13 protein-coding genes are annotated in these 14,021 nt (G+C 32.9%); 12 read left to right on the top strand and 1 reads right to left on the bottom strand.

The features are described from left to right. The first annotated feature begins 10 nt into the window (after nucleotides 1-10). The 3 genes from E9099_RS06975 to E9099_RS06965 are packed head-to-tail and all read left to right on the top strand — an operon-like array spanning nucleotide 11 to nucleotide 3,830. On the top strand, nucleotides 11-1,198 hold the full coding sequence (locus E9099_RS06975; protein ID WP_136582960.1) for a phosphoglycerate kinase: 1,188 nt from the start codon (nucleotides 11-13) through the stop codon (nucleotides 1,196-1,198). Nucleotides 1,199-1,237: 39 nt separating this feature from the next. Continuing rightward, complete coding sequence (locus tag E9099_RS06970; protein WP_136582959.1) at nucleotides 1,238-2,824, top strand: lytic transglycosylase domain-containing protein; 1,587 nt, start codon at nucleotides 1,238-1,240, stop codon at nucleotides 2,822-2,824. A 25-nt stretch (nucleotides 2,825-2,849) separates the two neighbouring features. Further along, nucleotides 2,850-3,830, top strand: a complete 981-nt coding sequence (locus E9099_RS06965) for a DUF4837 family protein (RefSeq protein WP_136582958.1) — start codon at nucleotides 2,850-2,852, stop codon at nucleotides 3,828-3,830. A 71-nt stretch (nucleotides 3,831-3,901) separates the two neighbouring features. Here E9099_RS06965 and tatA read toward each other — a convergent pair whose 3' ends face one another. Then, nucleotides 3,902-4,081 carry a twin-arginine translocase TatA/TatE family subunit gene (gene tatA / locus E9099_RS06960; protein ID WP_101015795.1) on the bottom strand — a complete coding sequence of 60 codons (180 nt, stop codon included), beginning with the start codon at nucleotides 4,079-4,081 and terminating at the stop codon, nucleotides 3,902-3,904. 116 nt (nucleotides 4,082-4,197) lie between these two features. On the opposite strand from tatA, the gene E9099_RS06955 reads away from it, so the two are divergent. Genes E9099_RS06955 through E9099_RS06915 form a run of 9 tightly spaced genes read left to right on the top strand, consistent with a single transcriptional unit; the run spans nucleotide 4,198 to nucleotide 13,956 of the window. Continuing rightward, nucleotides 4,198-5,067, top strand: a complete 870-nt coding sequence (locus E9099_RS06955; RefSeq protein WP_136582957.1) for a M23 family metallopeptidase — start codon at nucleotides 4,198-4,200, stop codon at nucleotides 5,065-5,067. Next, the gene (locus tag E9099_RS06950) at nucleotides 5,067-6,569 is read left to right on the top strand and encodes a GH3 auxin-responsive promoter family protein (RefSeq protein WP_136582956.1); all 1,503 of its coding nucleotides are present in this window, start codon (nucleotides 5,067-5,069) and stop codon (nucleotides 6,567-6,569) included. The genes E9099_RS06955 and E9099_RS06950 overlap by 1 nt, the downstream gene beginning before the upstream one ends. A 29-nt stretch (nucleotides 6,570-6,598) precedes the next feature. Continuing rightward, nucleotides 6,599-8,290, top strand: coding sequence for a DUF6909 family protein (locus E9099_RS06945; protein WP_136582955.1), 1,692 nt, complete (start codon nucleotides 6,599-6,601; stop codon nucleotides 8,288-8,290). Between the two features lie 15 nt (nucleotides 8,291-8,305). After that, nucleotides 8,306-9,385, top strand: coding sequence for a hypothetical protein (locus E9099_RS06940; protein ID WP_136582954.1), 1,080 nt, complete (start codon nucleotides 8,306-8,308; stop codon nucleotides 9,383-9,385). Nucleotides 9,386-9,401: 16 nt separating this feature from the next. Then, nucleotides 9,402-10,421 carry a dTDP-glucose 4,6-dehydratase gene (gene rfbB, locus E9099_RS06935; RefSeq protein ID WP_410523974.1) on the top strand — a complete coding sequence of 340 codons (1,020 nt, stop codon included), beginning with the start codon at nucleotides 9,402-9,404 and terminating at the stop codon, nucleotides 10,419-10,421. Then, nucleotides 10,421-11,287, top strand: coding sequence for a glucose-1-phosphate thymidylyltransferase RfbA (gene rfbA / locus E9099_RS06930; RefSeq protein WP_136582953.1), 867 nt, complete (start codon nucleotides 10,421-10,423; stop codon nucleotides 11,285-11,287). Before rfbB ends, rfbA begins: the two co-directional genes overlap by 1 nt. 1 nt (nucleotide 11,288) lies before the next feature. Further along, nucleotides 11,289-11,828 carry a dTDP-4-dehydrorhamnose 3,5-epimerase gene (gene rfbC / locus E9099_RS06925; RefSeq protein WP_136582952.1) on the top strand — a complete coding sequence of 180 codons (540 nt, stop codon included), beginning with the start codon at nucleotides 11,289-11,291 and terminating at the stop codon, nucleotides 11,826-11,828. Nucleotides 11,829-11,830: 2 nt separating this feature from the next. Continuing rightward, nucleotides 11,831-12,682, top strand: coding sequence for a dTDP-4-dehydrorhamnose reductase (gene rfbD, locus E9099_RS06920; protein WP_136582951.1), 852 nt, complete (start codon nucleotides 11,831-11,833; stop codon nucleotides 12,680-12,682). Nucleotides 12,683-12,687: 5 nt separating this feature from the next. Then, entirely contained in the window at nucleotides 12,688-13,956 is a 1,269-nt protein-coding gene (locus tag E9099_RS06915; RefSeq protein ID WP_136582950.1) for a nucleotide sugar dehydrogenase, read from the top strand. The last annotated feature ends 65 nt before the right edge of the window (nucleotides 13,957-14,021 follow it).

Below are 14,021 nucleotides of genomic sequence, written 5' to 3'. Positions count from 1 at the left end.
TACAAAACAGATGAAGACACTTAACGACTTTAATTTTAAAAACAAAAAAGCTTTAATTCGTGTAGATTTTAATGTCCCTTTAGATGCGGGTTTTAAGGTTACCGATGCCACTAGAATAGAAGCTGCTAAACCAACAATTATAAAAATATTAGAAGATGGCGGAAGCTGTATTTTAATGTCTCATTTAGGAAGACCTAATGGTGTACAGGATCAGTTTTCACTAAAACATATTGTTAATAAAGTAGAAGATATTATTGGTGTAGAAACTCAGTTTGTATCCGATTGTGTAGGTGAGGAAGCCGAAAAGGCTGCTACAAATCTAGAGCCAGGTAAAATTCTGATTTTAGAAAATCTACGTTTCCATGAGGAAGAAACTAAGGGAGATGTCGCTTTCGCGGAAAAATTAGCCAAGCTAGGAGATATTTATGTTAATGATGCATTTGGAACAGCGCACAGAGCACACGCTTCTACAACAGTAATTGCACAGTTTTTTCCAGAAAGAAAATGCTTTGGTTATTTATTAGAAAAAGAAATTAAGAGTATTGATAAAGTAATGAAAACTGGAGAAAAACCAGTTTTAGCAGTACTAGGAGGCGCAAAAGTATCTTCTAAAATTACGATAATCGAAAATATTTTAGACAAAGTAGATCACTTAATTATTGGTGGTGGTATGACGTTTACTTTTATTAAGGCACAAGGCGGAAGTGTTGGCGATTCTATTTGTGAAGATGATAAGATGGAATTAGCTTTAGACATTTTAAAGCAAGCAAAAGCTAAAAATGTACAAATACACATTCCTGTGGATGTACTAGCAGCAAATGCCTTTAGTAACGACGCAGAAACGCAAGTTATGGATGTGACTAAAATACCAGAAGGATGGCAAGGTTTGGATGCTGGTCCAAAATCTATTCAAATGTTCCATGATGTTGTGCTGCAGTGTAAAACTATTCTTTGGAATGGACCATTAGGTGTTTTTGAAATGGAAACGTTTGCAAAAGGAACAATTGCTTTAGGAGACGCAATTGCAGAAGCTACTAAAAACGGAGCGTTTTCTTTAGTAGGTGGAGGTGATTCTGTTGCGGCAGTAAAGCAATTTGGGTTTGAAGACAAAGTTAGCTACGTAAGTACAGGAGGTGGAGCAATGTTAGAAAGCTTAGAAGGAAAAACATTACCAGGTATTGCAGCTATTTTAGAATAATAGTTGACATTTAAACGTTTGCCAATAAATAATAAATAAATGCATCAAGTAAAAATATATATTACTTTCTTGTTAATGATTTTTGGATTAGGTTTTGGATTAGGCCAAGATACTAACCAACAAACTAGATTAAGGCAAGATCAATTACAAGAAGGACAAGACTATGTTATCGATACAATAATCGATGGTCAAACTTATTTTAAAAAAGCGATTAAAACTATTGATCTAGTGGAGCTTCCTAAGGTCTTACAAGATCATGAGTTTGCTGCAGATATAGATAAAAAATGGATGGAAGAGCTATACAGTAATACACTGTATGATACCATTTATAGAGATGTTTCGGGATTAAAATATAACGCAGTTGATTATCCAGAGTTAACAACAGATACGTTAAAAGCAAGATTACAGCGTTTAAATGCTAGAACCCCTTTTAATGTGGAATATAATCCTGAGTTAGAAAGTGTTATAAAGTCCTTTTTAAAAAGACGTCACCGTTCGTTTGAACGTTTAATGGGTTTAAGTAATTATTACTTCCCAATGTTTGAGCGCGAGTTAGATAATTATGACATTCCGTTAGAAATGAAATATCTAGCAATAGTAGAATCTGCTTTAAAACCACGCGCACGCTCTAGAGTGGGAGCGACAGGTTTATGGCAATTTATGTTTGCTACAGGTAAAGAGTACGGTTTGGATGTTAGTAGTTATGTGGATGAACGTAGCGATCCTATAAAAGCAACTATTGCAGCATCACAATACTTATCTAAATTGTATAAATTATTTGGTGATTGGGATTTAGCATTAGCAGCATATAACTCTGGGCCAGGTAATGTAAGTAAGGCAATAAGACGCTCTGGCGGTTATCAGAATTATTGGAATATTAGACCAAATTTACCACGTGAAACAGCTGGTTATGTGCCCGCTTTTTTAGCAACAATGTATATTTTTGAATACGCTAAAGAGCATGGTTTTATGCAATACAAACCCGAGTTTCATTTGATTGAGACGGATACAATACACGTCAAACAGATGATTACTTTAGATCAAGTGTCAGAGTATACAGGTGTAGAGGTGGAAACGCTTCAGTTTTTAAATCCGGCTTACAAATTAGATGTTATTCCTTTTATTGAAGGTAAAAACTACACTTTACGTTTGCCAAGGAGTATTATGGGGTCTTTTGTTAATAATGAAGACCAATTATATGCTCAGGCTAAAGCCGAATTAGATAAGCGTGAAAAACCATTACCTAAGTTTCAAGATTCAGAAACAAAAACAAGGTATAAGGTCCAGCAGGGTGATTACCTCGGGAAAATTGCCAGAAAATTTGGTGTTCGGGTAAGTCAAATTAAACAATGGAATGGTTTAAGAAATAATAACCTAAAAATTGGACAACGATTAACTATTTATCCTAGAAATGGGGTTTCTGTAAGTCGTTCAAAAGCTTCAGCTTCAACAAAAAAAAGTAAAAAACCAATTAACGGAAAGAGCTATACAGTACAGCAAGGCGATAGTCTTTGGAGTATTTCTCAAAAATTGACTGGTGTTTCTGTTCAAAATATTAGAGATTGGAACGATATTAGTGGTACTAAATTGAAACCAGGAATGAAGTTAATTGTTTCTAAAGGTTAATTAGTCTCTTAAATACGATATTAAAATGAAAAAAATCGCTCTATTATTTTTAGTGCTAGGTACCATTGTATCATGCAAAGAAGGATCAAAAGGCAATCAGCGTCTGATTCCAAAATCATCAGGAAATCTATACAATGTTAATGTTGTTGTAGATAATGAGCTTTGGAAAGGACGCGTTGGAGATGTAGTTAGAGATGTTTTGACTACTACCGTACCTGGTTTACCTCAAAACGAACCTATGTTTGATATTAATCAAATGCCTCCTCAAGTGTTTTCTGGTTTTGCTGCGCAAAACAGAATTGTTTTAAAAATAGAAAAGGGTGAGGAGTCCGAGTTTAAGATAGCGACAGATGCCTTTGCTAGACCTCAAAAATTAATAATTGTAAAAGGAAAAAATAACAATCAAATTATAGAGCTCTTAGAAGCTAATAAAGAAAAATTGTTGGAAACCTTTAAAAGCCAAGAGATAGAGGCACGTCAAAGTTTGACTAATAAATCTCTTCATGTTACAAATAATATCGAAAAGGTTTTAGGTCTAAAACTTAAGTTTCCATCGGTGTACAGAATAGCAAAAGAAGATAGTACGTTCTTTTGGGTTAGAAAAAACTTAACGACAGGAACTAATAATTTTATGGTATATCAAATTCCATTAAGTGCTATTGATAGAGAAGGAGACATTATCCAACAGGTTATTAGTATAAGAGACAGCGTGGGTAAAAAATATATACCAGGACCAATAGAGGGGTCTTATATGAAGACAGAAGAGGCTTATACACCATTTCTATTTAATACAATTATAGATAACAAGCCAACGTATGAAGTAAGAAGCACTTGGGACATTAAAGGGACCTTTAATGCTGGTCCATTTGTAAATTACATGGTAGAGGATAAAATAAATAACCGATATATTGTTTTGGAAGGGTTTACGTTTGCTCCATCAGTAGGTAAACGTGACTATATTTTAGAGTTAGAATCCATACTTAAGTCGTTAAGTATTAATAATTAGAAGTTCTATTTTGAGTATAAAAAAAACCAATGCTTTTGCATTGGTTTTTTTTATATGATAAAGTAAAAAAATTACTTTTTATCTTCGTTTTCTTCTTCTTTACTAGCGTCTTTAAACTCTTTAATTCCGCTACCTAGTCCGCGCATTAATTCAGGGATTTTCTTTCCTCCAAATAATAATAAGACTAAAACCACTACTATTGCGATTTGCCAAGGTCCAACCATTCCTAAAAATATACTTGCTGAAATCATAACTTAAAATTTAGACCACAAAGTTAATAATTAAACTTTAATAATAACGTTAAAAGACTAACTTTAGCTTAACCTAAAGTTGTGCGCACAAAATTTTATTTACTTTTGTTTTTAATATGACAACACCCGAAAAAAAATCTAAAAAAATTAAAAAGAAGTTACTGCACAGGTATCGTTTGGTTATTTTAAATGATGATACTTTTGAAGAACGCTTATCTCTTAATTTAACGCGACTAAATGTGTTCGTTTTAGGCACAATCTCTGCAATCCTTTTAATAGTGTTTACAACCATTTTAATCGCGTTTACACCGTTAAAAGAATATATCCCTGGATACTCATCTACGACTCTTAAAAAGAAAGCAGTACAGTTAAGTTTTAAAACCGATTCTTTGCAGCGTGTCATTGATTTAAATGACAAATATTTTACTTCAATAAAAAAAGTATTGCAAGGAGAAGTCAGTACGGTACAGTTTAATAGAGACTCTATAATTCAGGCAGCAAAGCTTGAGGCTAGTCAGGTGGATCTAAGTCCAATTAGAGAAGACTCCTTGTTGCGTCAAAAAGTAGATAAAGAGGATAAATATAATTTATTTGAGACAGCAAAGTCTAGAGCTAATTTTGTTTTGTTTCCGCCAGCAAACGGGACTATTAGCGAAAACTATAATAGTAAAACAAGACACTACGCGGTGGATATTGTTTTAGCAAACGAGACACCAATAAAGGCAACTGCAGATGGTACAGTGATTTTTGCAGAATGGACGGCACAAACGGGGTATGTTATAATCCTTGAACATAGTTATGGTTTAATATCTGTTTACAAGCATAATGCCTCATTAAATAAAAGTCAAGGTGATTTAGTAAAAGCTGGAGAGGTCATTGCTGCTTCAGGTAATACAGGAGATTTAACCACAGGACCACATTTACATTTTGAGTTATGGAGTGATGGATACTCTGTAAACCCAACTAATTTTATAGATTTTAAATAATGCTTTCACTAAAATCAGCTTTAGCAAAACCGTATGCAAAACGGGTTTACAAGAAAATTCAGAAATGGGCCAATAACCCTATAGAAACACAAGATAAAGTGTTTAAACACTTGATAAGTGAAGCAGCAGGTACAGTATTTGGTGTGGATCATGACTTTATTAGTATTAATAATTATCAAGATTTTGTAAAACGGATTCCAATTAGGGATTATGAAGGGTTGAAACCTTATGTTGATCGTGTGGTTGCCGGAGAAGCAAATATCCTTTGGAAAGGGAAACCGCTTTATTTTGCAAAAACGTCAGGGACAACTTCTGGTGCAAAATATATACCGTTAACTAAAGAGAGTATGCCTAATCATGTCAATGCTGCAAAAAATGCAATATTGCTCTATATTCATGAAACAGGACATGCAAAATTTGTGGATGGAAAAATGATTTTCCTGCAAGGTAGCCCAGTTTTAAAAGAACAAAACGGCGTGCAATTAGGGCGTTTGTCTGGTATTGTAGCTCATTTTGTACCAAAGTATCTTCAAAAAAACAGAATGCCTTCTTGGGACACTAATTGTATTGAAGATTGGGAAACTAAAGTCGACGCTATAGTCGAAGAGACCGTAAACGAGGACATGTCAATCATTTCAGGTATTCCATCGTGGGTGCAAATGTATTTTGAAAAATTGCAACAAAAGACAGGGAAAAAGGTTGGTGATATTTTTAAAAACTTTAACCTATTTATTTTTGGAGGCGTTAATTATGAACCTTACAGAGCTAAATTCGAGAATTTAATAGGTCGAAAAGTAGATAGTATAGAGTTGTATCCAGCAAGTGAAGGTTTTTTTGCTTTTCAAGATAAGCAAGATACCAAAGGGATGTTACTACAATTAGATTCTGGTATGTTTTATGAGTTTGTAAAGGCGGATGAGTTTTTTGATGATAATCCTAAACGAATCACTATTAAAGACGTTGAGGTTGGCATAAACTATGTTATGATTATTTCAACGAATGCGGGACTTTGGGGATATAATCTTGGAGACACTATTATGTTTACAGATACTAAACCCTATAGAGTCATTGTGTCTGGGCGAATTAAACATTTTATTTCTGCGTTTGGAGAACATGTTATCGGAAAAGAGGTGGAGCAAGCCATGAAGGAAGCTACAGAAGGGACAGAAGTCAGAATTAACGAGTTTACGGTGGCTCCACAAATTAGTCCAGAGTCAGGTTTACCTTATCATGAATGGTTTATCGAATTTGAAAACGAACCAGAGGATATTTCCGCTTTAGCGAAAAAAATAGATAACGCCTTGCAAGAACAAAATAGTTATTACTTAGATTTGTTAGTCGGAAAAGTTTTACAGCCGCTTAAAATTACAAAGATTGAAAAAAATGGATTTCAAAATTATATGAAATCAATAGGTAAATTAGGTGGTCAAAATAAAATACCGCGTTTAGCAAACGATCGTAAAATTGCAGACGCTTTAAAAGCCGACATTGTAGCCAAATAATTATATCTTTGCCAATTAAAGACACTAGAATGAGTAGTATGATTAAGAAACATGAAAGAACGAGAGCGCAAGAAAGCTCAAATGCAATAGAACGTATGTATATCACTATGCGTCATTTGTTTAATAGAGGGTTTTACAAGCCAATGGGTGTTTCCGGAGAGACGCTTCGTGAGGCATTATTAGTGTTAAGACCTGAAATTTACGGATCCATAGCAGACGAAAAAGCAGAATTAGAAGGTTTACTATATGTAATAGACAGATTACCTCATGGTATTGAGGAGTGTCGTTTTATTAACTTAACAAGTGACGAAGGTTATAAAGATTCTCATTTTGAGCCAATAATTCCGCCAAAACGCAGACGTAATTGTTATCGTATTGATGATGAGCAGATGAACATTGAGATTACTAGAGGACGTTCTGAAATTTACGATATTTTAACGCATTTAACTTTTCTATTTGTAGAATCGCATAAAATTAGTAAACGCGTTATTATTGACGAAAACGGGGCGACTACTAGAGATTGGCAAAAATTGGAAGCCGCAGTTTTAACTAAGAAAAAGCTAACACAAAAAGAACGCGAAATTGCAATTACACATACCGCGAATATACTAGGTCGTACATTTAAAGAATTATCAACCGTTTATAATGTGTTTGCTTTACCAAGTAAACCAGAACGTTTATTATATATTGTCTATTGGTTAGGTAAATTAGCTATTGAAGAGGTTGTGCGTAATGATAAACGTACCGTAACTTTTAGCCCCGTACTAAGAGAACGTTTAGGGCATCATATCCATGGCGAAATGTGGGCGAATACAATTAAAGAAACTTTAAAGCAAGAAGGCCTTTTAGAAAGACCGATACATATTATTAGTGCGAATTTACATAGCGTTATGAATACGCTATATGCACCAATAGCCTTAAAAACAGAAACGTCAAAAACGGAGATTTTTAAAGTTTACGAAGCTTTAAGTCAAAGTGATAGTAAAGCCTTGCGTAATAAAGTGACGTTAAAAGCAGAGCAACAAGGAATGATTTTTATTAAAGATACTTCCGGAACTAATATTGATGTGCAAATTTTTGATACATCTAAAATAGACCTATCTAAAACCGACTTAAATATACCAAAGCAAGATAAAAATACAGAAGCACCTGTACTTTTTGTAATGGATTATGCGTTTGGAGAACAAGCTTATGAAACGATAGACGAGTTTTTAAAGCCTTTTAGTGACGGACAAAGTAAAACGCATCTAAATGTAGAGTCTATCTCAATAATGGGTAAAGCAGGTATATTAGAAGGTGGTAAAGGGGATATTATGATTCCTTCTGCACATATTTTTGAAGGAACTGCGGACAATTATCCATTTAAAAATGAGTTGAGCAAAGCTGATTTAGAAGGGCAAGGTGTCGCAGTTTACGAAGGGGCAATGATTTCTGTTTTAGGAACGTCACTTCAAAATAAAGACATTTTAAAATTCTTTTATAATTCTACTTGGAATGTTATTGGGTTAGAGATGGAAGGCGCACATTACCAAAAAGCAATACAAGCAGCGTCTAAAGTTAGAGGAAGTATAAGACCTGATGTAAAGGTAAGATATGCATATTACGCCAGTGATAATCCACTAGAGACAGGAGGAACATTAGCGTCAGGAGGTTTAGGGACGTCAGGTGTCAAACCAACCTATTTAATAACTAGGAAAATATTACAACAAATATTCAATTAATAATTAGATTAAATAATGAGTCAAGAATTACCTAAAAAAAATAACGATAATAAATCAGAAGAGGTCGATTTATTAGTCTTTTTTAACCTAATTGGGAATGCTTTTGGTAAAGTGTATTCCTTTTTCGAGAGTATTGCAAAAGTTATTTATAAACTAATAATAGCTATTTTATTGCATTTGTTTAAGTCTGCAAAATGGTACGCTATAGGGTTGGTGTTAAGTTTTGTCTTAGGATACGTTTTAGATAAAAAAACAGAGAAAAAGTATGGCGCTAATATGTATATTAATACCAATTTTAATTCTACTCGGCAGGTCTATGAAAATATACGAAATTTAAGTCAACTCGCAGCAATTGATAAAGACAGCAAAGAGATTGCCAAGCAACTAAAAATAAGTGAAGAGGATGCAAGTCACATTAAAGGCTTTTTTATTGAACCTGATATTGATCCAAATATCCAGATGCAGATGTACCTTGAGTATAAAGAAGGTTTAGACTCTCTGGCATTAACACAATTGACATATAAAGCATATGTGGATGACCTTAGTAAGTATAATTTTAAAAGTCATAAAATAGGGGTGTTGGCTACAGATAAAAATGTGTATAATAGCTTAAAGACTAATTTTATTACATTTTTAAGAAAAAATCCGTATTTAGATTCTTTAAAACAGATTAATTTAGTCAATATAAAAGGAAGAATTAAGGATATTAGTAGCCAAATAAAGGTTTTAGATTCTTTAAAAAATAGTTATTTAGCCATTCGTATAAAAGAGTCTGATAAGTCGGTTAGTAATACAGGTGGTAATGGAACTAATTTGTATATGGGTAATGCTCAACCTAATGCCTTACTGGTGGATGAATCTAAAATTACAACGTTGTTGTATGAGTTATCAATTGAAAAAACAGAACTAGAAAACGAATTTGTTTTAAATCAAAACATTATTGATGTGGTTTCTGATTTTCCACGTTCTGGATATAATATCTCAGAATGGACGGATTACAAAAAATATACTTTTCCAATCGCGGCGTTTATTTTAATATTTATTACAATAATGATGGTTAATTTAAATCGTTTTTTGAAAAAACAAAATCAATAGTAAAATAGTTGAAATAATGATGAGGGGTGAAACAATACTTGTGACGGGAGGAGCTGGATTTATAGGATCTAATTTTGTACCTTATTTTTTAAAAAGTAATCCGGATGTACATTTAATAAACTTAGATAACTTAACATATGCTGGAGAGTTATCTAATTTAACAGAAATATCGGATAATTCAAATTATACTTTTATTAAAGGGGATATTTGTGATAGAAAATTAATTGAACAACTGTTTGAGAAATATCAATTTGATGGGGTGATTCATTTCGCTGCGGAGTCTCACGTTGATAATTCAATAACTAATCCTGGAGCTTTTATAAATACTAATATTACGGGTACATTCAATCTTATTGATGTTGCTAAGACGCATTGGATGCCTGCACCTTTTCAATATGTGGAAGGAAAAGAAAACAATAGATTCCATCATATTTCAACAGATGAAGTGTACGGTACATTAGGAGAAAAAGGATTATTTACTGAAGATACGCATTATGCTCCAAACAGTCCATATAGTGCTTCAAAAGCAGCATCGGACTTTGTTGTAAGAAGCTATTTTCATACTTATGGAATGAATGTCGTCACCACTAACTGTTCCAATAATTATGGACCAAAACAACATAATGAAAAGTTAATTCCAACTATTATTAGAAAAGCTATTAATGGTGAAGAAATACCAATTTATGGTGATGGAAAGAATATTAGAGATTGGTTATATGTTTTAGATCATTGTAAAGGGATTGATCTGGCTTATAAATTAGGTAAATCAGGAGAAACGTATAATATTGGTGGTAGAAACGAACGTAATAACCTTTATATTGTAGATGTAATTTGTTCAATTCTAGATGAATTACAACCATCTAAAAAATCGTACAAGGAGCAAATTACATTTGTTAAGGATAGACCAGGACATGATTTTAGATATGCTATTGACGCAACTAAAATAGAAAAGGAATTAGGTTGGAAGGCTGATGAAAATTTTGAATCAGGTATACGAAAAACGATAAATTGGTACTTAAAAAAATATAATAAATAATGAAAGGCATCATACTCGCTGGCGGATCAGGTACTAGATTGCACCCCTTAACAAAAGTGTTAAGCAAGCAGCTGATGCCTATTTATGATAAACCAATGATTTATTATCCTTTGTCCACATTAATGAATGCGGGTATTAGAGACATACTAATCATTTCGACTCCTGATCATTTACCTTTGTTTAAACAATTATTAGGAGATGGAAGTCAATTAGGATGCGAGTTTCAATATGCTATACAGGAAGCTCCTAATGGATTAGCAGAGGCTTTTGTAATTGGAGCTGATTTTATAGGAAAGGATAAAGTAGCTTTAATTTTAGGAGATAATATATTTTATGGAACGGGGCTAGCAGAGCTTTTAAAAGCGAATAATGATCCAGATGGAGGTATTGTCTATGCGTATCATGTTACAGATCCAGAGCGTTACGGAGTAGTAAATTTTGATGATAATGGAACTGCTTTATCAATCGAAGAAAAACCAGAAAAGCCAAAATCGAACTATGCTGTACCAGGTATTTATTTCTATGATAATAGTGTCGTCCAAATAGCCAAAAATATAAAGCCAAGTCATAGAGGCGAGTTAGAGATAACAGATGTCAATAAAGAATACTTAAGACAAGGTAAACTGCAGGTTTCAATTTTGGATAAAGGGACTGCTTGGTTAGATACCGGTACGTTTAATTCTCTAATGCAAGCGTCTCAATTTGTACAGGTTATTGAAGAGCGTCAAGGGTTGAAAATAGGAGCCATTGAAGAAGCTGCTTATAGTAGTGGTTTTATTTCTAAACAACAGTTAATAAATCTAGCAACACCTTTGCTTAAAAGTGGCTATGGCGAGCATTTAATTAGTTTAGTAAATCAAGAATAATATGCAAGCAATAGAGACTAAATTAAAAGGGTGTTTTGTCTTAGAGCCAACCGTATTTGGTGACTCTAGAGGTTATTTTTTTGAAAGTTATAATAAACATATATTTGATAAGCTTATAAATCAAAATATAACTTTTATTCAAGATAATGAGTCGTATTCAAGTAAAGGAGTACTTAGAGGTCTACATAATCAGAGAGGGGAATATTCTCAAGCTAAATTAGTAAGAGTGACACAAGGTGAGGTGTTAGATGTGGCTGTTGATTTTAGACCAGACTCCGCTACTTATTTACAGCACGTGTCAGTGAAATTATCATCTGAAAATAAAAAGCAGTTATTTATACCTAGAGGATTTTTACATGGTTTTGTTGTTTTAAGTGAAACCGCTGTTTTTAATTATAAATGTGATAATTGGTATCAAAAAGAAGCTGAATTAGGTGTGATTTATAATGATCCTAAACTTAATATTGATTGGTTATTAGATGATAGTGTACTTTTGATATCGGAGAAGGATAAGGTACTACCAACAGTTAGTAATATTTAGTAATGAAGAAAGTATTAATAGCGGGAGGAAAAGGGCAATTAGGACAGTGTATTCAGTCTTTAATTAATGACTATAATAACTTTGAGTTTATTTTTTTAGGATCAAAGGAATTAGATATAACCTCTAATGCTCTAGTAGATGACTTTTTTAAACAAAATAAAATAAAGTATTGCATAAATTGTGCAGCTTATACAGCGGTAGATAAAGCAGAGGAAAATATTGAGCTTGCAAATAAAATTAATGTACTAGGTGTTCAAAATTTAGCCTTAGCTTGTAAAACTTATGGCGTAACATTATTACATATTTCGACAGATTTTGTTTTCGACGGATTAAGTAATTTACCTTACACTGAAAAAGATGTAACTAATCCGCTCTCAGTATATGGCAAAACCAAACTGGAGGGAGAGGTAATAATTAGTAATAGACTTTCTAATTATTATATATTTAGAACCTCTTGGTTGTATTCAGAATTTGAAAATAATTTTGTAAAAACCATGCTTAAGTTTGGAAAAGTTAAGGATAGATTAACCATTATCTCAGATCAAATAGGCACTCCAACTTATGCTGTTGATTTGGCCCGAGTATTATTAGAAACAATTAATTCGGATACTAAAAACTATGGTTGTTATCACTATAGTAATCAAGGGGTTGCTAGTTGGTATGATTTTACTAAAGCTATATTTGATATAAAAAATATTAGTACTAAGGTTGAGCCAATACCAACAACTAGTTATCCAACACCAGCTAAGAGACCAACTTTTAGTGTATTAAATAAAGAAAAAATCACAAATAATTTAGCTATAACTGTTCCTTATTGGAGAGATAGTTTAAAGCGTTGTTTAAATAATTTATAGAAAAAATGAATAATAAAATTGCAATAATCGGTCTAGGATATGTAGGGCTACCTTTAGCTGTAGAATTCGCTAAAAAATACAAGGTAGTAGGTTTTGATATTAATCAGTCAAGAGTAGATGCTTTAAATGGCGGACACGATGCTACTCTGGAAGTTTCAGACGATAATTTAAAAGCTGTTTTAAAACAAGGAGATGTTGGTTTAGAACTGTCAACAAATGCAGAGTCCATCTCTGATTGTAATATATATATAGTTACAGTACCAACTCCTGTAGATATAAATAATCGGCCAATATTAATACCTTTAATAAAATCTTCTGAAACTATTGGGAAATTATTAAAAAAAGGAGATATTGTTATTTATGAATCAACAGTCTATCCTGGAGTCACAGAAGATGTTTGCGTTCCTGTTCTGGAAGGGGAAAGTGGATTAAAATTTAATGTAGATTTCTTTTGTGGTTACTCGCCAGAACGTATTAATCCAGGTGATAAACAGCATACGGTAGCAAATATTTTAAAAGTGACTTCAGGATCCACTCCTGACATAGGTCAAAAAGTTAATAATTTATATGCTTCAATTATTACAGCAGGTACGCATTTAGCTCCAACAATTAAGGTTGCTGAAGCGGCAAAAGTTATAGAAAATGCTCAAAGAGATATTAATATTGCTTTTGTAAATGAATTAGCTAAAATATTTAATAAGTTAAACATCGATACACATGCTGTATTAGATGCTGCAGGTACAAAATGGAATTTTTTAAAGTTTAAACCAGGACTTGTTGGAGGGCATTGTATTGGAGTCGATCCTTTTTATTTAGCACAAAAAGCGCAAGAAGTAGGTTATCACCCAGAAATTATACTTGCGGGTAGAAGAGTAAATGATAGTATGGGAGAATATGTTGCAACTGAAGTTTTAAAACTGATGGTAACTAATGACATTACTATTAGAAAAGCAAAAGTTTTAATGTTGGGGATTACATTTAAAGAGAATTGTCCAGACATAAGAAACACAAAAGCCATAGATGTATATCATTCGTTAATGGATTTTAAAATGGACGTTGACGTTTATGATCCATGGGCGGACTCAAAGGAAGTAAAAGAGGAGTATAGTATAGATATAATAAATGATTTAAGTGGTAAGTATGATGCTATTATACATGTCGTAGCTCATGATAAATTTTTAGAATTAAATTTAAGTGATATGAAGTCAACAAAAGGTATTGTTTACGATGTAAAAGGGACATTGGACACAACGCAAATTGATAAACGACTATAAAGCTTAAATTAGGGGCTGTACTTTTAATATTAATTTCTCTGATAGCAATATTAGGATTCAATTAT

This window comes from Psychroserpens sp. NJDZ02, assembly GCF_004843725.1.
In the GTDB taxonomy this organism is placed as follows: Bacteria; Bacteroidota; Bacteroidia; order Flavobacteriales; family Flavobacteriaceae; genus Olleya.
This window is presented reverse-complemented; position numbering and strand designations above follow the sequence as displayed.

Coding starts and splice junctions, on each gene's coding strand:
- rfbC (WP_136582952.1), top strand. CDS start 11,289: ATGCAAGCAATAGAGACTAAATTAAAAGGGTGTTTTGTCTTAGAGCCA.
- rfbD (WP_136582951.1), top strand. CDS start 11,831: ATGAAGAAAGTATTAATAGCGGGAGGAAAAGGGCAATTAGGACAGTGT.
- E9099_RS06915 (WP_136582950.1), top strand. CDS start 12,688: ATGAATAATAAAATTGCAATAATCGGTCTAGGATATGTAGGGCTACCT.
- rfbB (WP_410523974.1), top strand. CDS start 9,402: ATGATGAGGGGTGAAACAATACTTGTGACGGGAGGAGCTGGATTTATA.
- E9099_RS06945 (WP_136582955.1), top strand. CDS start 6,599: ATGAGTAGTATGATTAAGAAACATGAAAGAACGAGAGCGCAAGAAAGC.
- tatA (WP_101015795.1), bottom strand. CDS start 4,081: ATGATTTCAGCAAGTATATTTTTAGGAATGGTTGGACCTTGGCAAATC.
- rfbA (WP_136582953.1), top strand. CDS start 10,421: ATGAAAGGCATCATACTCGCTGGCGGATCAGGTACTAGATTGCACCCC.
- E9099_RS06940 (WP_136582954.1), top strand. CDS start 8,306: ATGAGTCAAGAATTACCTAAAAAAAATAACGATAATAAATCAGAAGAG.
- E9099_RS06975 (WP_136582960.1), top strand. CDS start 11: ATGAAGACACTTAACGACTTTAATTTTAAAAACAAAAAAGCTTTAATT.
- E9099_RS06955 (WP_136582957.1), top strand. CDS start 4,198: ATGACAACACCCGAAAAAAAATCTAAAAAAATTAAAAAGAAGTTACTG.
- E9099_RS06950 (WP_136582956.1), top strand. CDS start 5,067: ATGCTTTCACTAAAATCAGCTTTAGCAAAACCGTATGCAAAACGGGTT.
- E9099_RS06970 (WP_136582959.1), top strand. CDS start 1,238: ATGCATCAAGTAAAAATATATATTACTTTCTTGTTAATGATTTTTGGA.
- E9099_RS06965 (WP_136582958.1), top strand. CDS start 2,850: ATGAAAAAAATCGCTCTATTATTTTTAGTGCTAGGTACCATTGTATCA.